This window comes from Paenibacillus sp. FSL H7-0918 (assembly GCF_038007025.1).
Classification (GTDB): Bacteria; Bacillota; Bacilli; order Paenibacillales; family Paenibacillaceae; genus Paenibacillus_AQ; species Paenibacillus_AQ odorifer.
Genome location: NZ_JBBOWJ010000003.1, coordinates 181,183 through 201,815 on the forward strand (window position 1 = coordinate 181,183; position 20,633 = coordinate 201,815).

Consider the following 20,633-nt stretch of genomic DNA (forward strand, 5'->3'; position numbering starts at 1 on the left):
AACCATGCATATGGGGGCCAAGCTCCACAACACCATGTTAAAGCTTTCGAAGCCAGTTTGGTGGTATGAACTGATCAGGGAGCCATGCTAACAAACCATTTAGGAGGAGACAAAACAATGCAATTCAAAAAATCATGGATCATGACTTTGGCTTTAACAAGCGTACTGGCACTATCGGCTTGCGGTAACGGCGGGGCTAACAACACGGGAGGAAACGCTGCAGCAACTAACGAAGGAAGCGGCGGCGCTGAAATAAGTGGTTCGATTCTGGCTTCAGGTTCAACAGCATTACAACCCTTGGTTGAGCTGGTAGCAGAGAATTTCATGGATAAAAACACTGGCGTGGACATTCAAGTTCAAGGCGGTGGCAGTGGTACTGGTCTTACTCAAGTAGCTGAGAAACAAGTAGATATCGGAAACTCTGACGTATTCGCAGAAGAAAAATTAAAAGATGCAGATGCGGAAAAAGCAGCAGCACTCGTAGATCATCAAGTAGCAGTAGTAGCGATCGCAGCAGTATCTCATCCTGATGCTGGTGTGGATAGCTTGACTAAACAACAACTGGTGGACATTTTCACTGGTAAAATCACTAACTGGTCTGAAGTCGGCGGAGCGGATCAAAAAATCCAAATCATCAACCGTCCAGGCAGCTCCGGTACTCGTGCTACCTTTGAAAGCTTTGCACTTGGAACCAAAACAGAAGATATCCCAGGTTCGATTCAAGAAGATTCCTCCGGTACGGTTAAGAAAATGATCGGTGAAACTCCAGGGGCAATCGGATACCTTGCTCTTTCTTACCTGGATGATTCCATTAAAACACTTAGTCTTGACGGTGTAGAAGCATCTGTTGACAATGTTGTTTCTGGTAAATACCCAGTATGGGCTTACGAGCATATGTACACAAATGGTGAACCTAATGCAACAGTAAAAGCATTCCTCGACTTTTTCTTAACTGACGAAGTGCAAACAGGTGAAGTTGTTGAACTTGGATACATCCCAGCTGTTAAAATGCAAGTTGTTCGCGACGTTGCAGGAACTGTTACCGCTAAGTAATTTAATTCTAGGCAATGTTATTGATTAGAATCTCAAGTGATTAGAGGCGGATACATCTGCCTCTCTTTTCACTTTAGAAAGAGGGAGCAATTGAGGGTGAAACTAAAGAACTCACGATTCGAAAAACATCATATTGAAGATTTTGTTGGACGTACTTATATGTCCTTCTGTGTATTACTGTTGATAACAATCATTGTATCGATGGTATATTTTGTAGCGTCTAAAGGAATTTCAACCTTCACAAGTGGCAATGCTACAGTTTCTGAATTTCTCTTCGGTACAAAGTGGTCGCCTGAAGCGGATACGCCTTCCTTCGGAGCTTTTCCATTTATCTCGGGTTCCTTCCTGGTTACTTTGCTTGCCGCATTGATTGCTAGTCCACTTAGCTTATGCGCTGCGTTATTTATGACTGAGATTGTTCCAGGGTGGGGCAAAAAATTACTTCAACCTGTTATTGAGCTTTTGGCAGGGATTCCTTCGGTAGTATATGGTTTCATCGGATTAAGTGTAATTGTACCGTTTTTACGCAACAACCTGCCGGGCCAAGGCATCGGGGTAGCTGCAGGCGCGCTTGTGCTCTCGGTAATGATTCTTCCGACGATTACAAGCGTGGCTGCAGACGCGCTGGCTTCATTGCCGCAAAACTTAAAAGAATCTTCCTATGCGCTTGGTGCCACCCGGTGGCAGACGATTTCGCGGGTGATTATTCCAACAACCTTTCCTGCCATAATGACAGGGATTGTATTGGGAATGGCTCGTGCTTTCGGTGAAGCACTCGCTGTACAAATGGTTATCGGGAACGCGCCATTCGTACCAAAATCACTCTTTGAGTCAGCTTCTACCTTGACCAGTGTGATCACACTCGGTATGGGGAACACGACCATGGGCTCACCTCACAATAATGCACTGTGGAGTATGGCACTGGTTCTCATGTTGATGACTTTCGTATTTGTCTTCTTTGTGAGAATGCTTGAAAGGAGAAATAAAATTTGAAGCCGAGAACCGTAAATAAAATTGCCACCAGTCTTATTGTATTTTTCGCGATGCTCATCGTTGCCATTCTACTTGGACTTTTGGGATATATCCTCTTTAGAGGCTTAAGCCATATCAGTTGGGATTTTCTTTTCTCCGCACCGCAAAAGATTCGTGCAGGTGGAGGGATCGGACCGCAGCTATTTAACTCCTTATTCCTGTTGGTACTGACACTTATTATTACAGTTCCGCTTGGACTGGGTGCCGGTATTTATATGGCGGAATATGCTCGTCCCGGTAAGATTACCGGCTTTATTCGCTTGATTGTTGAAGTATTGTCATCTTTTCCTTCCATCGTAGTCGGCTTGTTTGGTCTATTGCTGATTGTTAACTATTTCAATCTAGGCTTCTCCTTAATCTCCGGTGCGCTGGCATTGACGGTCTTTAATCTACCGCTGATGGTGCGGATTACAGAGCAAGCTTTCCGTAGTGTTCCAAAACAACAAAAAGAGGCCGGTTTTGCACTAGGATTGTCAAAGTGGAAAATTGTTACCTCGGTGTTGTTTCCGGTAGCATTACCTACAATTATTACAGGTACTATCTTGTCCGCTGGCCGTGTCTTTGGGGAAGCAGCTGCGTTGATGTTCACAGCAGGGATGAGTAGTCCAAGATTAGATTTCACTAACTGGAATCCACTTAGTGCGAATTCACCACTGAATCCCTTCCGTCCAGCGGAAACGCTGGCTGTCCACATTTGGAAGGTCAACAGTGAAGGTCTAGCTCCAGATGCTGCACAAATTGCTGCGGGAGCTTCGGCGGTGCTTGTAATTATGGTGTTAATCTTCAATCTGGCAGCACGTTATTTCGGAAGATTTATTTATCGTAAGCTTACAGCTTCAAAAAGAATGAACTAATCATACAAATTAAAGTAGAGATGTAGGAGGAGTAATCGATGGGAACGTCGGCAACAGCAGTGCGTGAATCTTTTCAAACCGAAGACCTGAGTATTTTTTACGGAACATATGAGGCAGTAAAGGGGATAAGCCTTCCATTTGCTGAAAATACGGTTACTGCACTGATCGGCCCCTCCGGCTGCGGTAAATCAACCTTTCTTCGTTCTTTGAACCGGATGAATGACGAAATTTCTGGCTCAAAAACAAAAGGAAGCATCTGGATTGATGGAGTGGATATTAATGCTCCGGGTACGGATGTGATTAAGCTGCGTCAGAAGATCGGGATGGTATGGCAAAAGCCAAATCCGTTCTATAAATCGATTTACGATAACATCGCTTTTGGACCTAAGTATCATGGCATTAAAGGTAAAAAGGCTCTTGATGAGATTGTTGAGAGCAGTCTTCGCAAAGCAGCATTGTGGGATGAGGTAAAGGATCGTTTAAAAGATTCAGCGCTTGCACTTTCCGGTGGACAACAGCAGCGTCTTTGTATTGCTAGAGCGTTGTCGGTTAACCCGCAAATCCTACTCTTGGACGAACCAGCATCAGCTCTAGACCCGGTCTCCACAGGTAAAGTAGAGGAGCTAATCAAGGAGTTAAAAGAAGAGCTTCGCATCGTTATTGTGACACATAATATGCAACAGGCAGCTCGGATCTCTGATTATACCGCATACTTTTATCTAGGCTCCCTTGTCGAATATGATAAGACGGATAAAGTCTTTACCAATCCAGAGAATCAAATGACGCAAGAATATATCATGGGCCGATTCGGCTGAAGCTGTGAACATCGTTCCTTCGGGAACGGTGTTTTTTTGTGAATTCAAGAGTTAATATGCAGAGAAACAATAACATCCGAAAGTTTCTGCGAAGTATATCGGTTGTTTTTAAATGAAATTACCTGTGATTCGAATGGTTACCTGTTATTTGCAAAAGGTAGAAAGATGCTGTATCATTTGTGATAATGATTATCATTATTACTATAATAGGGAGTGGATCTTATGACGCAATCTCAACAGACTCAACAGAATAGTGTGGCCGAAATAATAAAAGAACGACGCTCGATTAAGCTTTTTAAAAAAGATCCACTTCCACAAGGCCTTTTAGAGGAATTATTAAATGTAGCGGTATGGGCACCGAATCATGGTGTGCGTGAGCCGTGGAGATTTATTGCTTTTCAAGGGGAAGGTTCGAAATTCCTAGCTGAATCTGCATTTGCTTTTGTAAAACGTGCTATAGCTGATCCAGAAGTGGCTGCTAAACGTAAAGAATATATCTCGAATATTCCATTAACAGTAATCGTAGTGATGCCTGAAGATCCTCGGCAGAGAGAGTGGGACGAGGATTTTGCAGCAGCGTCCGCACTTGTACAGAACTTCCAGCTCGCAGCTTGGGAGCAAGGTGTAGGAACGATTTGGAAGACTGATCCATACATCAACAACCCTGAATTCCGCACTAAAATTGGTGTGAAGCCCGGCGAAAAAATTGTAGCCATGATCCATGCCGGATATCCGGAGACTGTACCTGACAGCCGTCCACGCACAGACGCTTCGGAGCTGCTGAAGATCGTAGACTTCTATCCAGAGAATGGCGTAGTGGAATAAGGAAAGTCGAAGGCATTCGTATATTAAAAGCGGCGAAAGATCAAAAAGATCGAAAGATCATAATTATCGAAAGATCAAAAGTATCGAAAAAGCGTCGAAAGATCAAAAGTATCGAAAGATCATAAGCGTCGAATTATCAAAAGTATCCTTAGGGATGCTTTTTTTTGTTGCTTAGACTAGCCGTAGTCGGGTGAGGGGGGAAGGGCTGCTGGGTGCTGATCACGTTTCGCTGCTGGTCCTCTGCTTATGTGGCTCAACCTTCTACTTACTTCCTAGTGATCTCCTATTGACCTTCTGCGGGCTTCCTACTGACCTCTTACTGACCTCCTACTGACCTCCTAGTGGCTTCCTAGTGATATCCTACTGACCTCTTGTGGGCTTCCTACAAATCTCCGTATCGGACTGTATTGCAGCTATTTGAGCTTTTTGAGTCATTTTGCCGATCTATCGGACCGCATAGCTCTTATGACCATGCAACTGTACAGAATTGGTGTGGTTATGAGTAAATAGCTGTAACTGGGTCCGATAGCACGTCAATTAGCTGCAAATCTACGAAATAAGGACTCCTCAGTCCGATGCAACGGCGAATATGTGAACTAACTCCAAACTAACCTAAACTACCCAAACTAACTAAAGACCCTCAGTATGTTACGGACCGTATAACAGCTATTTGAGCTTTTTGAGTCATTTTGCAGATGTATCGGACCGCATAGCTCTTATTACCATGTAACGTCGCAGAATCAGTGTGGTTTTGAGTAAATAGCTGCATCTGAGTCCGATAGCTCGCCTAAAACGTTTGAAATGGTGAAATAAGATCAACTGAGTCCGAACCATCGGCAAAAGTGTGTTCACAAGCATGGGGGATAGTTCAAATCGCGCAAGAACCCAAAGTAACCTAAGAACCAAACCAATGATGTCCAAGTTACCGAATTAACCCAAGTAAGCAAAGAAACTCAAGTCACAAAAGTAGTCAAAAAAGTAAAAAGAGCCAAGATAACCTCAAGAATTTGATGAAGCTATTGAAGCTAATGAAGCTATTGAAGATCAAGTAGGCTCAAGTAGGCGAATAACCCAAACTAACTAAAGACCCTCAGTATGTTACGGACCGTATTGCAGCTATTTGAGTTTTTTGAGTCATTTTGCAGATGTATCGGACCGCATAGCTCTTATTACCTTGTAGAGGCGCAGAATCTGTTTGGTTATGAGTAAATAGCTGCAATTGGGTCCGATAGCTCGCCTAAAAAGTGCGAATTGGAGAAATAAGGTCATCTGAGTCCGAACCATTGGCAAAAGTGTGCTTACATACTAGCAAAGGCGGCGAGTTAGGCATCGCAACTGACTGGCTATGGACTCAGTTACAATCACTCTTCACCATTTGATCCAACGGTGGGGAGAAAGTATTTCCTGACGGAGAGGGAATGGAAAATGAAGTCTGGATCCTAATATGAAACGTTGATCTTAATAAGAAACGTCGATCCTAATATGACACGTCGATCCTAAAGTCAAACGTTGATCCCACCAATTAAATGCAATATATAATGTACATAATGACCGATATAGATTACAATGGTGGAAAATGGAATGCATGACAAACATTAAAAGGGGTTATGGAGTGGGAGAGAACAAAAACATCAAGTTGAAGCTGGCTAGGATCCAAAAGAATCTTTCCCAAGAACAGTTAGCGGAAGTTGTAGGGGTTACACGGCAGACGATCGGCCTGATTGAAGCTGGTAACTATAATCCAACGATTAAGCTGTGCATAGCCATCTGCAAGGCGTTAGATACGTCATTAAACGATATTTTTTGGGAGGATTAGTTGTGAAAGGGCCAAAGATTAAAGACGAACGAATTATCACAGAAATTCAGAAGTTTAGTACGCACGGATTGTTGATTGTGTTAGTGGGATTTATGATTAGCCTTTTGGTAAAAGTATTTATCCTGGAGTGGGACATCAAATATTGGGTTGATACTTTTGGGATTATGCTGTTAGGTTGCTTGTATGTTACCGTTCGTTGTGTCAAAGATGGGATATACCTGCTGCCAAGTAAGGAAGGAGAACTCAAACGGTTTAAGAAGATTCATTTAATATCGGGAGTTATCAGCACGATTATTTGGGCCACGCTAACATTTTTGCTTGATTTTAGAGAAGCGGGAGAAGTGGATATTAGAAAAAATATATCGAGTACTCTCGTGGGGGCGGTTGTTTTTTTCATAGGGATCACTTGGGCGATGTGGTACATAATTAATAAATCCAACAAAAATGCTGACAAGAACATTGAGAATTAAAGATTAAAGATTAAAGATTAAAGATAACCACCTCTTGCAAAACTAATGTTATTAGTTTATATTTAAGCTAATACCATTAGTTTATCGGAGGGGTAAGTATGAGAGTAACACGTGAAGGTCATTTATTGCAGTTGACTTGGATGCCTAATTTTTTTCCAGTGAATTGTTACATTATTGAGGAAAACGATGGATTGACTTTAATAGATGCCGCTATGCCATTTAGTCTAAAAGGAATTATGGAGACCGAAGCGAAGCTAAATAAGAAGCTTACACGCATAATCTTAACGCATGCGCATGATGATCATATTGGGGCACTGGATGGACTGAAAAAGCAACGTCCAGAGGCTCAGGTGTACATCTCTGAGCGAGATTCGGCATTACTACGTGGAGATCGTTCACTTCGGGAAGGAGAACCTCAGACCCCTATTAAGGGAGGTGTGCCGAAGAAGATAGCTACCAAGCCAGACGTCCTTCTCCACGAAGGGGATACCATTGGCTCATTATCAGCGATTCACACTCCAGGACATACCCCCGGCTCTATGTCTTTCCTTGATTCACGCAGCGGTGCTGTAATCGTGGGGGATGCTCTTCAGACCTTCGGGGGAACTGCGGTGGCTGGAACCATCATCCCCCTGTTTCCTTTTCCAGCAATGGCTACATGGAATAAAGCTCAAGCTCTGAATAGTGCGATTAAGCTTCTAGAGTTCTCTCCAGCTTTACTTGCTGTGGGTCACGGCAACTTACTTAAAGCGCCAAAGCAGGAGATGGAGAAAGCCATACGTAAGGCACAAATGATTCAGGATAGGAGTAATTAAATGTCACCTAGAGCAGGATTAGATCGTCACACGCTAGTGATTAGAGCAGCAGAAATTGCCGATGCTGAAGGTATAGAAGCTGTTACCTTGGCTGCACTAGCAGCTAAACTAGGTGTTCGTTCCCCGTCACTATATAACCATATAAATGGCCTGCAGGATTTGCGGACTGGGCTCGCAATTTACGGTTTAGAGTTATTATTTACATGCATGTCGAACGCAGCTGAGGGATTAAATGGAGATGCTGCTGTACACGCGATGGGCCGAGCATATGTGGATTTTGCTAGAAGTAGACCAGGTTTGTATGAGACTACACTACGAGCGCCTGAACAGGAGAACACGGAGCTTGAAGCGGCTGGTGAGCATATTTTGCAGTTTATAATTCAGGTGATGAAGAGTTATCAATTAGGTGAAGAAGGAGAACTTCATGCCGTAAGGGGATTACGGAGTATCCTACATGGATTCGCCTCTTTGGAGCAAAAGGGTGGATTTGGTATGGCGCTCGATACTAACGAGAGTCTAACCCGCTTGATTAGCACTTTTATAACCGGAATTGGAAATATGAAATCAGATTAAATTAGATCTAGGAGATGATGAACGAATGGGTCAGGAATATGAACAAGGTAGTGTCACCACTTATGGGGAAACAGCAGAGATTATTGCGAAATTGGGGATTTTACCGCTTGCTGCGCTGATTCCCGGGCACCCGTCTTTAAACGGCTTAACTAAGCCCGAGAATTGGCATACTGGAACAGATTTAGATCCGTGGTCATGGCGTGCGCAGTTTCCAGGTGAGGGTCTTGCAGGATACGGAAAGTTTATTAAGAAAAAGGCTATTTTGGTCTCAAGGGAGTGGTTTCCGGCATTTGTAGCAGCAGTAGGCAGTACCAAATCTATTGAAGAGCGGTATAAGGATGGGTTGGCTAGTAAAGAAGCTGTGACCTTACTGCAGATTGTTCGTGAACATGAAGGCATTGATACACGTAAACTTCGGGCAGAGGCTGATATGAAGGCAAAAGAAAAGAAAACAGCCTTCGATAACGCGGTTACTGAGCTACAAAGATCGTTAGATATGGTGATCTCAGGCATCAAGCAACGCCTGAATGATGAAGGTGAAGTAAATGGTTGGAGCAGTACCTCGTTCGAGACGGTCAGTCACTGGATGTCAGATAACGGTTTATCCGCTTTTGAAGGGGATAGAGAAGAGGCCATAGCTTGGATACAAACGAAGATGAACGGGGTATGGTCGCCAACAGCAATAGCTTGGACAAACAAAGCATTCTCATGGAATTAATAAAAACGGTTAATCACTGCTCCATAGAGAGTGATTAACCGTAAGCGTTTTCCAATAAAATTATATCCATCACATTAAGGTTCCAACATAGGCGCCAAGTAAGCAATCAGGAAATACAAGAATCCAAAAAGCAGCATAACATAGGCAGTGTATTTAATAGCATTAGATGCAACAATTCTTGAATCTACCGGTGGTTGAATTTCTAGCTGTTCTTCTTCGAGGCTGTCAACTTCTTTGGATACTGGGTCTCTCAACATGATAATCCCCTCCTTGGAAATTCAATCCTTAACTGTATTGTGACATATTTGTGAACGGAAATCAACAATAGTGTGAACAAATATTGAACTTTTATTCAAATTTGGGCATTTTACCACCTGAAATGTTGCTGTTAAAACAAAAACAACCCGCTTACTCTCTAATTAGAGAGCTAAGCGGGTTGTTTGAAGTTGGTTCTATCTAGGATCTAACGGGTGTTGTTTATACCTTAAGCCCAATCCCCATTACGGAAGATAGGTACTGTTGTTCCATCATCGTTAATTCCGTCAATATTCATTTCAGGTGAGCCCATCATAAAGTCAACATGGGTATGGCTTTGATTCATTCCTTTTTCCAACAGCTGTTCTTTAGTCATCGTAATTCCTTCTTGAATTGTGAAGGCATAAGCTGCACCTAAAGCCAAATGACAGGAGGCATTCTCATCATACAATGTAGTGTAATAAAGAATACCGCTCTCAGAAATCGGAGAGTGGAAAGGCACCAAAGCAACTTCACCAAGATAGGAAGAGCCTTCATCCAGTGCGATTAGTGATGCCAAAGTTTCTGCGCCTTCTTCAGCAGTAAAATCAATCACTTTACCGTTCTCAAAGGTCAGCGTGAAGTTATTGATTAGATTGCCGCCGTAGCTAAGTGGCTTAGTGCTGCTCACTTTACCATTAATACCAGACTTCAGAGGGGCAGTAAACACTTCTTCCGTAGGAATATTGGCTAAGAAAGGGACGCCCTTACCGTTCACAGCTCCAGCCTGACACCAGATGTGTCCTTCCGGCAACTCAATAGTTAAATCTGTACCAGGTGCTGTATAGTGCAGCTTGCGAAACTTACTTTCATTCAAGGAAGCGCAACGAGTTTTGAGTCCATCTAAATGGCGGCTCCATGCTTCAATAGGATCTTCCTGATCCGCACGTGTGGCTTTAAAGATGGCGTCCCATAATAGTTCAACCTGCTGCTCTGATGGAGCGTCAGGGAACACTTTTGCTGCCCAAGAGGCTGATGGGAAGGCAAGGCCGCTCCAGCTCGCATGATTCCCCATTAAGTACTCACGATAAGGTGCTAGGGTCTGCCCAGAGATACGTTGATTATCGGCAATTCTTCCAGGTTCAACGCCTTTTAAAAGATCTGGGTCAGCGGAGATAATGGTTAGAAATGCGGCTCCCTTTTTAGCAAGATCCTCTAATTCATCGGCTTGCCACTGCGGCGGCTCCAGGAAGGAATCGGATGGAGCAAGATCATAACGTGTACGTAATACAACTTCATCACTATAATTTACCTTTACAAGTCTCGCGCCGGCTTCATAGGCTTTACGAACCACAAGTCGCACAAGCTCTGCGGATACAATATCTGCATTCACAACGAGTGTCTGACCCGGTTGAATATTAACGCCAATCTTCACGGCCAGCAATGCGTAATTCTCCAGCTTTTGCTTGAAATCCAACATAGTTTCTATTCCTCCCAATATCCTGTATCTCTTGTGTGCTTAAATTAGAACGCCCAGTTTCCATTCAGGAAGACAGGTTCTTCAGTTCCATCAGCAGTTATCCCGTAAATGTTCATCTCAGCTGACCCGATCATGAAATCCACATGGGTTACACTATTGTTGAGACCATGCTCAATTAACTGCTCTGGATTCATGTCTTTACCGCCTTCTAAACAGAAGGCATAAGCCATACCTATAGCAAGGTGATTAGAAGCATTTTCGTCAAACAATGTGTTGTAATAAAGAATGTTGGATTCAGAAATAGGGGATTTATGAGGAACCAAGGCAACCTCCCCTAAGTATTTCGCTCCTTCATCCATGCTAATGAGGTGCTCTAGCGCTTCTTGACCTTGCTCAGCAGTAACACTTATAATACGGCCGTTCTCAAAGCTAATAGAGAAGTCATCGATGATGTTGCCGCCATGACTAAGTGGCTTTGTGCTTCTTACAGTGCCATTAACACCAGTCTTTAGTGGTGCAGTGAAGACTTCTTCGGTAGGCATATTGGCTACAAAAGAATGACCTTTTGCATTAATGCTGTCTCCTTGTGCCCAGATATGGCCTTCAGGAAGCTCGATGCTAAGGTCAGTGCCAGGTGCTATGTAATGCAGCTTTTTATATTTTTTTGCGTTGAGTACATTCGCTTTTTGCTCCAAGGTGTCAAGATGCTCCTGCCATGCAGCTACTGGATCTTCACGGTCAAGACGCACGGTGTGGAAAATGGCTTCCCAGAGTTTATCTACACGTTCTTCGGCTGGAACCTCAGGGAATACTTTATCCGCCCAAGCTTGACAAGGAACAGCTACAATACTCCAGCTCACTTTGTCGGACATTTGCATTTCACGATATTTGGTGAGGGCAGCTCCGCGAACTTTTTGGAAATTGGAGATACGTACTGGATCAATACCTTTAAGTGCATCAGGATCTTCAGCGATCACGTTAAGGATAGCCGCACCTTTTTCGGCGAATTCAGTCATTTCACCTGCGTACCAAGTAGGAGGCTGAGTGAATACCTCTGGTGCAGCGTGTTCAAACTGTTGGCGTGTAATGCTTGCATCACTCCAGTTCACCTTAACTAAACTTGCTCCGATAGCATATGCCTTAGCGGTAATTAGACGTACGAAATCAGCGGCAAGAATCGGTGCATTCACCACTAGAATTTGCCCGGGTTGAACATTAACACCTATTTGTACAGCTAAATCTGCATATTTACTAAGCTTAGCCTGAAAATCAGTCATTGTAATTTCCTCCATTTACTAATAGTTTAGTACTTTACAAGCATTGTACTAAATTATTAACCGCCGGATGAAAAAAGTCAATTACGTGGAATTTACAGTGCAAAGAGAAGGAATTACATTCATTTCAATGATATACTGAAAGGGTAGCTGATTTGATGATAGGAAGGAAGATAAGTGGATGAATTTAGAGATCGTAAGTGCTGAAATGAGCCGTAAAGAAGATAAAAGTTATGTAGGGAGGACTGTATTCACTCTCGAAAATCATAAGGCTCCATATGAAATCACTTTCTTCAGTACAAGAGGAACGGAATGGGATTACAGTCTAAGCTTTGCGGGTGAGCCTGGGAGCGAGGAACAGTTCTTAGAAACGGATGCATTGCTGGAGAATAACGATGATGTGTACAATCAGTTGCTGGATGCTGCACTTGATCAACAAGAAATCGTGGAAGAATAATAATATTATTGATATGACGCCAGCGGCATTATCTGGTAGCCGCTGGCCATATCATGATTATCCAATCGTTATCTTACCTTCTGGGTAACGGTACAGTTCTTTACTACCTTTTGGTTTCAAAGCATAAGCAAGTGTAAGTGGTCCGGTCCGGCCCATAAACATCAGGATAATCACTAGAACCTTTCCTGCCGTAGTCAGTTCCGGAGTAAGGCCCATAGATAAGCCTGAGGTTCCAAAAGCAGATACTGCTTCAAAAAGTACAGTTAGAAATTCAGCGCTCTCGGTTAAGGATAATAACATCGTAGCGATGACAAGCAGCATAAGAGACATTAATGTGATAGTAAGGGCTCTATATACATTTTCTTTAGCGATCCGGTGGCGGAACATTACAATATCTTCTTTCCCCCGTAATCGCGCAGCTACTGCAGTAACCAGTACGGCGAATGTAGTGATCTTGATTCCTCCACCCGTCGACCCAGGTGCAGCTCCGATAAACATCAATAGAATCATCAGAAATTGTGTAGATTGCCGTAAAAGTGGAACTTCAATGGTGGTGACACCACCAGATCGCGGAGTTACCGCTTGTAAAAAGGTCGCCCAAAACTTTCCGCTTGCACTCAAGGGCTTCAGCGTAGAATTAAACTCCAGTAAAAAAAACAGCCCCGCACCAATAACAATCAATATAAGAGAAGTCCAAAGAACAACCTTTGAATGAAGAGTGAGTCTTCTGCGTTTAGGAAAGTCCATAAGATCAGACAGAACGATAAAACCAATCCCTCCAAGAAATATGAGACTCATTGAGGTAAAGTTAACAATGGGATCATTTACAAAACGAGTAAGTCCGCTAAACGGCCCATGAATATCACCGAAGAGATCAAAGCCTGCATTATTAAAGATAGATATACTGTGGAAAATCCCATAATATGCTGCTTTCCCAAAGGGCATATCCATCATAAACCTTCCAGCAAACAACACGGCCCCCGACAGCTGAATAACAAGAGAATAGATCAGGACTCTACGGATTAAGAGTACAATTCCCTGCATCGAATTTTGGTTCATGGATTCTTGCAAAAGGATTCGCTCTTTCAAGGATATCCGTTTATTAAGGACCAAGGTAATCAAAGTAGCCATCGTTACAAAGCCTAATCCTCCGATTTGAAATAAAATGAGTAGAACAACTTGTCCGAAGGTAGTTAGCTGAGTTCCCGTATCAATGACCGCAAGGCCTGTTACACAAGTGGCTGAAGTCGCCATAAACAAGGCATCGATAAAGGATATTTGTCCGGATGTTGAGGAGACCGGGAGACTAAGCAGAAAAGTCCCGGCAGTGATAAGGATTAAGAATCCTAGTGATAAAACTTTGGGTGGGGTCATTTTAAAACCACCGAAGTTCAGGTTAGCCAATGTAATTCTCCTGACGTACGTGATATTGGAGTAATGCTCACAGAATTATAACACAACTTACCAGCCCTTCCCTAAATGGAGGGAGGTAATTGACATATTTTATCGAATTATTCTAGAATAACACCCTATCCGTCAACTTAAAAGAGGAGGCTTTCTTAATGATTATAAGTCCGATTCTGAATCAGATTGGTGCTGTTTTTATTCCGGTAAAGGATATTGAGAAATCAAAACAATGGTATTGCCAATTGCTTGGACTCCCATTAGATGGAGAGGTATTATTCGGTCATTTATATGTAGTCCCTATGCAGGGACCGGGCATCGTTTTGGACAGTAAGATTTACACCGCTGAATCTGTTCTAAACATCCCTTCGTTTCATCTTAACACCGAGGATATTGATGCTGCTTATGATTATGTAAAGGCCAACGGAGGAGAGATTCTCACGGATATTGAGCATGATCATTGGTTTAATTTTAAAGATCCCGATGGAAATGTGATCATGGTCTGTCGTTGTTAATCGTTGTATAGAAGGGAGTAGACGAATGATAAGAGAAGCAGTGCCCGAAGACGCTACCTTCATTGAAGAACTTTATCGGATTTTGCTGCCTGAGCATCCAGCTATTCATGTATCTCCTGAGCGGCTGAAGCAGATCGCAGATCATCCGGAGAGTTTTCTATATGTGTGCGAAGAACAAGAAACAATTGTCGGGTCGTTACATCTTCATTTTTGTATGGATGCTTTGTGTGACGATAGGCCCTTTGCTGTCATAGAAAGAGTCATTGTGGCTGAAAAAGTACGAGGAAAAGGGTATGGCGCAATGCTAATGAGACATGCCGAGAATGTAGCAATCTCCAAGGGAGCCCTTAAGATTATGTTATCAAGTGCTGCAAAGAGAGAAGAAGCGCATCGTTTCTACGAAATTCTTGGTTATGATAGCAGCTCCAGTAAGGTATTCAAGAAGTATTTATAGTTATTTACGATTGGAAGTGATGATATGATGGTTACACTTAGAGAACTGGTGCCGGAGGATGCAGGTGAACTGCTTCGACTTCAGCATCAGTTAGACCAAGAGTCCAAATTTATGTTATTGGAACCGGATGAAAGACAAGCTAGTCTTTGTCAGGTCAAAGAAATGCTCGAAAGCTTTCTGGCAGCAGAAACTTCAATTCTTATAGGGGCAGAGGTTGACGATCATTTGGCAGGTTACTTGTCTGTTAGAGGTGGAAGTGTTAGACGCAATACACATAGCGCGTACATAGTGATTGGGATTCAGAAACAATATCAGGGGAATGGGATTGGGGCTGGCCTGTTCCGGGAGATGGACATCTGGGCTATGAACAATGGGATTGTTCGTCTTGAGTTATCCGTCATGACCCATAATCAAGCTGCTTTGGGGCTGTATACCAAGAGCGGGTTTGAAATCGAAGGGACGAAGCGGAAATCTCTTATTGTCGATGGTGAGTGGGTGGATGAGTATTATATGAGCAAAATTCTCCAAAAAGAAAAAAGGATAGAGTGTCAGATTTAATCTGATGACCCTATCCTTTTTTTATGAATAAAGGTTATGATTTCGTGATTTATGATGATTCAGTGTTGCTTGATTGTTCGATAACAACTTCAACCTTGCGGACACGGTATCTGTTCATCTCGCGGATGGTCAATGTTACATGGTCACGAACAATACTTTTGCCAATGGCTGGATCTGCGATATGACTGTATACCCAGCCTCCAACTGTGGTCACTTCTTCATCTTCGAAATCAAGCCCTGTAAGATCCTTGACCTCTAACAGAGATACCTTACCGTCGAACAGATAGTTAGTATCGCTTATTTTTTCGACTTCTCTGCGTTCATCACCGTCAAACTCGTCACGGATTTCACCAACGATTTCTTCCAAAATATCTTCAATCGTGATGAGACCGGATGTTCCACCATATTCATCAAGCAGCAAGGCAATATGCACACGCTCCAACTGCATACGAGTTAGAAGATTCTTGACCGGTGTCACCTCAGATACTGTCAGTACGGGTTGAATTAAGCTATGAAAATCAAAATCAGGATTGTTATCATACTGCAAATAGAGCTGTTTCGTGTTGATCATTCCGATAATATTATCCTTGCTGCCTTGTGCCACAGGGAAACGAGTATATTGCTCCTTGCGGATAATTTCGAAATTTTCTTTCAACGAATGATTGGTGAAAAGACATACCATATCGGTTCGCGGAACCATGATTTCTTTGGCGAGCATCTCATCAAAAGTAAAGATTCGGTTAACATAGCCATATTCGGCTTTATTGATTTTCCCGCTTTCGTAACTCTCGGACAGGATCAAACGAATCTCATCTTCACTATGCGCGTCTCCATGCTCACTAGCTGGTTTCATCCCAAAAAGACGAACAAGCATATTAGCGGAACCGTTCATGAACCAAATGAGAGGGTACAAAATTCTGTAGAACCAAATAATCAGCGGTGAAGTAATTTGACCGATTTTTTCCGGAATGTTTATAGCTGCCGTCTTCGGAGCAAGTTCTCCGACAACGACGTGCAAGAATGTTGCAATGATGAATGCGAGTAAAAACGCAAGAGGGTGACTCACACTAGAACTGATATTGGCCCAGTCGAAAATAGGAAGCAATAACTGTTCGAATGCAGGCTCTGCCAGTGCACCAATACCCAGCGCAGTGATGGTAATCCCGAGCTGACAAGCGGATAAATAGCCATCGAGATTAGCGGATACCTTCTGTACTGCCAAGGCATTCTTCTTTCCGTCAAGCACCATTTGACTGATCTGGCTACCTCTAAGTCTCACCAATGCAAATTCTGTTGCTACAAAAAAAGCGGTTAAAATAATCAAAATAACCACCAACGTCAAACTAAGTCCTATACCCATATAATCTTTACCATCCCTTTCGTTCCTAAAATAGGTTATACTCATTATTATGAGTTCTTATGAACTATTCTACGAACTTTTCAGTAAAATATCAAATGGTGGAGGGAAACAGATATGGAATCATTTGCATTGACTCGTGTGGAGATGTCCAGTCTACTGCTCTCATTGACCGGATTGTCAGACCGGAAACCGCTGAATATCCTCCAAGAGGCATGGGCAAAGTTTCACCGTGAAGAATTACAAAAGGGGACTTCGTTGCCCGCTTTTTTATCAACCAATGTTCCACCCATATTACAAAAGATCATTAAAGGCGGCCATGTAAAAGGCTTTTCACTTGGTGAAATTGCTTCATTGGGCCATCTTATAGAGTATTCCACATTGACCGTCACAGCTATGCAAAATTGGGTCAAGCGCGACTTCAAGGAATATCTCGGTTCGCCTAAAGAAGGAAAGAAATATTCGGTTAATCAGGCGGCGCTTTTGTTTATTATCGATGATCTCAAATCTGCTCTTAACTTTGAAAGTATCCGCCAACTGTTCCAGCTAATGTTCCTAAAGCCGGATCGCGATGATGATGATCTAATTGAACCGGCCAAGCTGTATTACGCCTATGCAGGGCTTTTTGAGGAGATCAAAAGCAATCCATCGATTCAGACGCAATGTAAAGTAGATCAAGTGTTGCACAAGGAGTTCTCTTGGAAAGATGATACCTCATTAAAAAGCTCTATAGATCGTGTGATTAACCGGCTGACACATTTGTCGAGAGCGCAGAGAGAATCCGTTCGTAATATGCTGCTTATCGCCACAATTTCTGTGCAGACCTGTTATTTTCAATCGCTGGCTAGGCAATACTTTAATGCTGCTTTATTTCTTGATTTTTGAGCACTTCAATTTTAAAATGTATAAGTGAAACAATCAAAAGTAAGTTTATTGGTTAACAGGTTGAAATAAGGGGGCTTCGAAGTGAATCAAATGACACTGCTGCGGAATCCGAAACAAAGGAAATTACTCTTCAGCGCTGGCTTGAGCTGGATGTTCGATGCGATGGACGTCGGAATGATTTCTTTTGTTGTAGCAGCTTTAGCTAAGGATTGGAATCTGGGACCGGAGCAGATCGGTATATTGACTAGTATTAATTCCGTCGGTATGGCAGTAGGTGCTGCAGCGGCAGGGATATTAGCAGACCGCTTTGGCCGTAAACCGGTATTGCTGTGGACACTCCTTATTTTCTCGGCGGCAAGCGGATTATCTGCATTTGCAACAGGCTTTGCGATCCTCTGTGTGCTTCGTTTTATTGCTGGGTTTGGTCTTGGCGGAGAGCTGCCTGTCGCTTCTACCTTGGTCTCAGAGAGCATGCCTGCTCAGGAGAGAGGCCGTGCGGTTGTGCTTTTGGAGAGCTTTTGGGCAGTCGGTTGGATTGCTTCGGCATTAATCGCGTTCTTCATTATCCCTGATTATGGCTGGCGTATAGCTTTCGGAATTGGGGCTGTACCTGCACTCTACGCTTTATATCTAAGACGGGCGATTGATGATTCACCGAAATTTGCTGAGATTAAAAAGGCCCCCGTTTCCTTAAAGAAACGAATCGCTACCGTATGGTCGCCAGAATATCGCCGTTCTACAATTATGTTGTGGATTTTATGGTTTACGGTGGTGTTCTCGTATTATGGCATGTTTCTATGGCTGCCTACAGTTATGGTACTTAAAGGCTTCAGCTTGGTCAAAAGCTTCGAGTATGTGCTTATTATGACGCTCGCTCAGTTGCCTGGATATTTTACTGCCGCTTACTTTATTGAAAAGTTCGGACGTAAATTTGTCCTAGTCATCTATATGCTGTTCACTGCGGTTAGCGCTGCATGGTTCGGAAATGCGACTACTGAAGGCATGCTGATGGCTGCCGGAATTTGTTTATCCTTCTTCAATCTTGGCGCTTGGGGTGGCATGTATGCTTATACGCCAGAGCTGTACCCAACGGCTATTCGTTCCACAGGCGCTGGTTTAGCAACTTCCTTTGGCCGGATTGGGGGCATTATCGCACCTTTGCTGGTAGGGGTTCTAGTAGGTAAATCTATGGCGATTGGCTCGATCTTTATGCTATTTTTTGTAACGATTATTATCGGTGCATTAGCGGTATTGTTCCTTGGCAAAGAAACAAAGGGAACCGAGCTTCTCTAAAGTGTGATTCTGCATTACATACTTGATGTTAATCTATCAACAATGCTAAAATATCAAGAAGAAACGATGTTGTCGTCCTGTATGGATGACCACTATTCACGTAAGAACAAAACGGTTCCTTCACAGTTGTGAACAGGACCGTTTTTTTACATTAATCCTTATTTATAAGGACGGAGCGATCGCACATGAGTAATGATAGGAAGCAACCGCATTTCACAGAATTAGTCTGGGAAAGTACGGAACAAAATGTACCGATTCCGCCGCGAAATTCCCCTGAACCTGCGCTGCCTAAGTCATCTTCTAAGAATAATGGCAAAACAAATTCAACCCCTGAACCTTCATTACAGCTGCAGCTTTGGGATACAGAGATGGAAACGCCGGAGCCTGTGACTACCACCGAAGGCCAGTTCGTAACAAGAGCGAAGGAATTAGTTGAAAAAACTGAGGACTCAGCGCTTTTTGTTCCTTTTAAGAGTTACTGGCCTACATATGGCCATATGACAGGCACGCAAAGCAGATGGTATTTTTATTGGCGGAATGAAGTTAGACAAGGCAGATATCTGAAAACAGATCTTTCTTATATTTTTCTGCATGTATATGAGCTTATTAATGGCGTGGGGTGGAGTGACCCTAATGATGGCTATAGGCAGCTAAATCTGATCTGGGAAGCTTACCGGGAAAGTTATAAACGTTTGGATCAATATCTTGGCGGCTGGATCGCGGACTTCTCTTTTGTACATCATTTGGATGTCCCGCTTTCTATCATTGTGGCTCGTTCACGTGGTCTTGCTGGGGATCTGGCGGAGCTTGAATTAATGAGAGGACTGACGACTGCTCCTGAGCAGCTAACCTTCGCAGTATTAACGGCAATGTCGGACTATGATATTAGTAAATCCAAGTTCTACATCGGAGAAGGCAATGAGGCTCTTGAACAATACATTCCGCAGGTCGTGGCGTTAATTAATGCTTATGTCACCCGGAAACACGGCTCCAATCTAGTTGAAATGTTTCCGCCTGGACCAGCGGTGATGCGGGAGCGTTATTTATTCCGAAGTGCCGTATATGATATTTCATTATATGGCTATTCTGTTCTTATACCGGTTGTACGTATTAGTAAATCTCCACCACTTCGCAGTCTGATTACAAGGCTATTTCGTCTGACTGAGAATAAACTCCGGGAACTGATGGGCTACCGCGGACGACTTAAAGGTATTAATGTAGATGCCGATATGGACGATTTGATCACTCGTTTTCTAAAGCGTGAGTACCTTAAAGAGACACAGGAAGACAAAGGGCCGACAGTCGTCATAGATCCTGAGAAGCTAGAACGCCTGCAAAGTGATTCTGAAATTGTACGGACAATGCTTACGGTTGAGAATATGGACGAGCAAGATTACGAGGCTAGCGAGCTCGAAGCAACTATCGGTGAAATCGATCCAATACAAGATAGTAAGGAAGAATTGTTGCCTGTAGAGGTGATTGAAGAAGCTCAAGCGGTTAGCATAGGATCGGAGGCAGAACAGTTTGCCAATGCTTTAAGTCCACTACAACGGGAAGCACTGCTTGCTCTTTTGGATGAGAATGGAAGTCAAGCTTTACTGAAGCTGGCTGCTGCTAATGGCACGATGTCAGAGCTTCTAATTGATGAGATTAATGAGATCGCAATGGACATTCTTGGTGATCTGATCATTGAGGGGGAAGACATTGTTGAGGAATATATCTCTATGCTGCGCAATATTTAATGAGGTGAA

The 20,633-nt window shown here is 43.1% G+C and carries 22 protein-coding genes; 17 read left to right on the forward strand and 5 right to left on the reverse strand.

Annotated features, from left to right (window positions below):
* The first annotated feature begins 117 nt into the window (after window positions 1-117).
* From MHI15_RS20740 to MHI15_RS20785, 10 genes are all read left to right on the forward strand, one after another.
* Entirely contained in the window at window positions 118-1,053 is a 936-nt protein-coding gene (locus tag MHI15_RS20740) for a phosphate ABC transporter substrate-binding protein PstS family protein (RefSeq protein ID WP_076126671.1), read from the forward strand.
* 90 nt (window positions 1,054-1,143) lie between these two features.
* On the forward strand, window positions 1,144-2,046 hold the full coding sequence (gene pstC / locus MHI15_RS20745) for a phosphate ABC transporter permease subunit PstC (protein ID WP_036687519.1): 903 nt from the start codon (window positions 1,144-1,146) through the stop codon (window positions 2,044-2,046).
* Entirely contained in the window at window positions 2,043-2,939 is an 897-nt protein-coding gene (gene pstA, locus MHI15_RS20750) for a phosphate ABC transporter permease PstA (protein WP_036687518.1), read from the forward strand. Before pstC ends, pstA begins: the two co-directional genes overlap by 4 nt.
* Window positions 2,940-2,977: 38 nt before the next feature.
* Window positions 2,978-3,754 (forward strand): phosphate ABC transporter ATP-binding protein PstB, encoded by a 777-nt coding sequence (gene pstB, locus MHI15_RS20755; protein WP_036687516.1) that lies wholly within the window; start codon window positions 2,978-2,980, stop codon window positions 3,752-3,754.
* 222 nt (window positions 3,755-3,976) lie between these two features.
* Window positions 3,977-4,579, forward strand: coding sequence for a nitroreductase family protein (locus tag MHI15_RS20760; RefSeq protein ID WP_076099095.1), 603 nt, complete (start codon window positions 3,977-3,979; stop codon window positions 4,577-4,579).
* Between the two features lie 1,612 nt (window positions 4,580-6,191).
* Entirely contained in the window at window positions 6,192-6,395 is a 204-nt protein-coding gene (locus MHI15_RS20765) for a helix-turn-helix transcriptional regulator (protein ID WP_036676881.1), read from the forward strand.
* A gap of 2 nt (window positions 6,396-6,397) precedes the next feature.
* Window positions 6,398-6,865 carry a DUF6773 family protein gene (locus MHI15_RS20770; protein WP_341164782.1) on the forward strand — a complete coding sequence of 156 codons (468 nt, stop codon included), beginning with the start codon at window positions 6,398-6,400 and terminating at the stop codon, window positions 6,863-6,865.
* 98 nt (window positions 6,866-6,963) lie between these two features.
* Window positions 6,964-7,680, forward strand: a complete 717-nt coding sequence (locus tag MHI15_RS20775) for an MBL fold metallo-hydrolase (RefSeq protein WP_341164783.1) — start codon at window positions 6,964-6,966, stop codon at window positions 7,678-7,680.
* Window positions 7,681-8,253, forward strand: coding sequence for a TetR/AcrR family transcriptional regulator (locus tag MHI15_RS20780; RefSeq protein ID WP_076190237.1), 573 nt, complete (start codon window positions 7,681-7,683; stop codon window positions 8,251-8,253). It begins immediately after the preceding gene.
* A gap of 25 nt (window positions 8,254-8,278) precedes the next feature.
* Window positions 8,279-8,971, forward strand: a complete 693-nt coding sequence (locus MHI15_RS20785) for an AlkZ-related protein (protein ID WP_341164784.1) — start codon at window positions 8,279-8,281, stop codon at window positions 8,969-8,971.
* Window positions 8,972-9,045: 74 nt separating this feature from the next.
* Here the strand turns inward: MHI15_RS20785 and MHI15_RS20790 are convergent, their stop codons facing one another.
* The 3 genes from MHI15_RS20790 to MHI15_RS20800 form a co-directional block, all read right to left on the reverse strand.
* On the reverse strand, window positions 9,046-9,228 hold the full coding sequence (locus MHI15_RS20790; RefSeq protein ID WP_076126661.1) for a hypothetical protein: 183 nt from the start codon (window positions 9,226-9,228) through the stop codon (window positions 9,046-9,048).
* Between the two features lie 227 nt (window positions 9,229-9,455).
* Entirely contained in the window at window positions 9,456-10,685 is a 1,230-nt protein-coding gene (locus MHI15_RS20795; RefSeq protein ID WP_076126659.1) for an aminopeptidase, read from the reverse strand.
* Between the two features lie 44 nt (window positions 10,686-10,729).
* Window positions 10,730-11,962, reverse strand: coding sequence for an aminopeptidase (locus MHI15_RS20800; RefSeq protein ID WP_076281757.1), 1,233 nt, complete (start codon window positions 11,960-11,962; stop codon window positions 10,730-10,732).
* A 178-nt stretch (window positions 11,963-12,140) separates the two neighbouring features.
* Here MHI15_RS20800 and MHI15_RS20805 point away from each other — a divergent pair, with 178 nt between their 5' ends.
* The gene (locus MHI15_RS20805) at window positions 12,141-12,416 is read left to right on the forward strand and encodes a hypothetical protein (protein ID WP_076280402.1); all 276 of its coding nucleotides are present in this window, start codon (window positions 12,141-12,143) and stop codon (window positions 12,414-12,416) included.
* A gap of 57 nt (window positions 12,417-12,473) precedes the next feature.
* Here MHI15_RS20805 and MHI15_RS20810 read toward each other — a convergent pair whose 3' ends face one another.
* Window positions 12,474-13,790 carry a TrkH family potassium uptake protein gene (locus tag MHI15_RS20810; RefSeq protein WP_076184980.1) on the reverse strand — a complete coding sequence of 439 codons (1,317 nt, stop codon included), beginning with the start codon at window positions 13,788-13,790 and terminating at the stop codon, window positions 12,474-12,476.
* Window positions 13,791-13,981: 191 nt separating this feature from the next.
* Between MHI15_RS20810 and MHI15_RS20815 the strand changes: the two genes are divergently transcribed.
* From MHI15_RS20815 to MHI15_RS20825, 3 genes are read left to right on the forward strand one after another with little or no spacing between them, the layout of a single operon-like run.
* Window positions 13,982-14,335, forward strand: coding sequence for a VOC family protein (locus MHI15_RS20815; protein ID WP_036677380.1), 354 nt, complete (start codon window positions 13,982-13,984; stop codon window positions 14,333-14,335).
* 25 nt (window positions 14,336-14,360) lie between these two features.
* Window positions 14,361-14,789 (forward strand): GNAT family N-acetyltransferase, encoded by a 429-nt coding sequence (locus tag MHI15_RS20820; protein WP_076184843.1) that lies wholly within the window; start codon window positions 14,361-14,363, stop codon window positions 14,787-14,789.
* A 27-nt stretch (window positions 14,790-14,816) separates the two neighbouring features.
* Window positions 14,817-15,347, forward strand: coding sequence for a GNAT family N-acetyltransferase (locus MHI15_RS20825; protein ID WP_341164785.1), 531 nt, complete (start codon window positions 14,817-14,819; stop codon window positions 15,345-15,347).
* 49 nt (window positions 15,348-15,396) lie between these two features.
* On the opposite strand, the gene MHI15_RS20830 is transcribed toward MHI15_RS20825, so the two are convergent.
* Complete coding sequence (locus MHI15_RS20830) at window positions 15,397-16,707, reverse strand: hemolysin family protein (RefSeq protein ID WP_076126650.1); 1,311 nt, start codon at window positions 16,705-16,707, stop codon at window positions 15,397-15,399.
* A gap of 114 nt (window positions 16,708-16,821) precedes the next feature.
* Between MHI15_RS20830 and MHI15_RS20835 the strand changes: the two genes are divergently transcribed.
* From MHI15_RS20835 to MHI15_RS20845, 3 genes are all read left to right on the forward strand, one after another.
* Window positions 16,822-17,589, forward strand: a complete 768-nt coding sequence (locus MHI15_RS20835) for a DUF1836 domain-containing protein (protein ID WP_076190239.1) — start codon at window positions 16,822-16,824, stop codon at window positions 17,587-17,589.
* A gap of 90 nt (window positions 17,590-17,679) precedes the next feature.
* Complete coding sequence (locus MHI15_RS20840; RefSeq protein ID WP_036677382.1) at window positions 17,680-18,882, forward strand: MFS transporter; 1,203 nt, start codon at window positions 17,680-17,682, stop codon at window positions 18,880-18,882.
* A 185-nt stretch (window positions 18,883-19,067) separates the two neighbouring features.
* Window positions 19,068-20,624: a TerB N-terminal domain-containing protein gene (locus MHI15_RS20845; protein WP_076306011.1), complete on the forward strand. Its 1,557-nt coding sequence runs from the start codon at window positions 19,068-19,070 to the stop codon at window positions 20,622-20,624.
* Window positions 20,625-20,633 lie beyond the last annotated feature (9 nt).

Bases quoted from the DNA above. Each gene is read 5' to 3' on its own strand.
- MHI15_RS20800 (WP_076281757.1), bottom strand. From the start codon at position 11,962: ATGACTGATTTTCAGGCTAAGCTTAGTAAATATGCAGATTTAGCTGTA.
- MHI15_RS20840 (WP_036677382.1), top strand. From the start codon at position 17,680: ATGACACTGCTGCGGAATCCGAAACAAAGGAAATTACTCTTCAGCGCT.
- MHI15_RS20810 (WP_076184980.1), bottom strand. From the start codon at position 13,790: ATGACCCCACCCAAAGTTTTATCACTAGGATTCTTAATCCTTATCACT.
- MHI15_RS20845 (WP_076306011.1), top strand. From the start codon at position 19,068: ATGAGTAATGATAGGAAGCAACCGCATTTCACAGAATTAGTCTGGGAA.
- MHI15_RS20790 (WP_076126661.1), bottom strand. From the start codon at position 9,228: ATGTTGAGAGACCCAGTATCCAAAGAAGTTGACAGCCTCGAAGAAGAA.
- MHI15_RS20740 (WP_076126671.1), top strand. From the start codon at position 118: ATGCAATTCAAAAAATCATGGATCATGACTTTGGCTTTAACAAGCGTA.
- MHI15_RS20795 (WP_076126659.1), bottom strand. From the start codon at position 10,685: ATGTTGGATTTCAAGCAAAAGCTGGAGAATTACGCATTGCTGGCCGTG.
- MHI15_RS20820 (WP_076184843.1), top strand. From the start codon at position 14,361: ATGATAAGAGAAGCAGTGCCCGAAGACGCTACCTTCATTGAAGAACTT.
- MHI15_RS20760 (WP_076099095.1), top strand. From the start codon at position 3,977: ATGACGCAATCTCAACAGACTCAACAGAATAGTGTGGCCGAAATAATA.
- MHI15_RS20805 (WP_076280402.1), top strand. From the start codon at position 12,141: ATGAATTTAGAGATCGTAAGTGCTGAAATGAGCCGTAAAGAAGATAAA.
- MHI15_RS20775 (WP_341164783.1), top strand. From the start codon at position 6,964: ATGAGAGTAACACGTGAAGGTCATTTATTGCAGTTGACTTGGATGCCT.
- MHI15_RS20835 (WP_076190239.1), top strand. From the start codon at position 16,822: ATGGAATCATTTGCATTGACTCGTGTGGAGATGTCCAGTCTACTGCTC.
- MHI15_RS20785 (WP_341164784.1), top strand. From the start codon at position 8,279: ATGGGTCAGGAATATGAACAAGGTAGTGTCACCACTTATGGGGAAACA.
- MHI15_RS20830 (WP_076126650.1), bottom strand. From the start codon at position 16,707: ATGGGTATAGGACTTAGTTTGACGTTGGTGGTTATTTTGATTATTTTA.
- pstB (WP_036687516.1), top strand. From the start codon at position 2,978: ATGGGAACGTCGGCAACAGCAGTGCGTGAATCTTTTCAAACCGAAGAC.
- MHI15_RS20825 (WP_341164785.1), top strand. From the start codon at position 14,817: ATGGTTACACTTAGAGAACTGGTGCCGGAGGATGCAGGTGAACTGCTT.
- MHI15_RS20780 (WP_076190237.1), top strand. From the start codon at position 7,681: ATGTCACCTAGAGCAGGATTAGATCGTCACACGCTAGTGATTAGAGCA.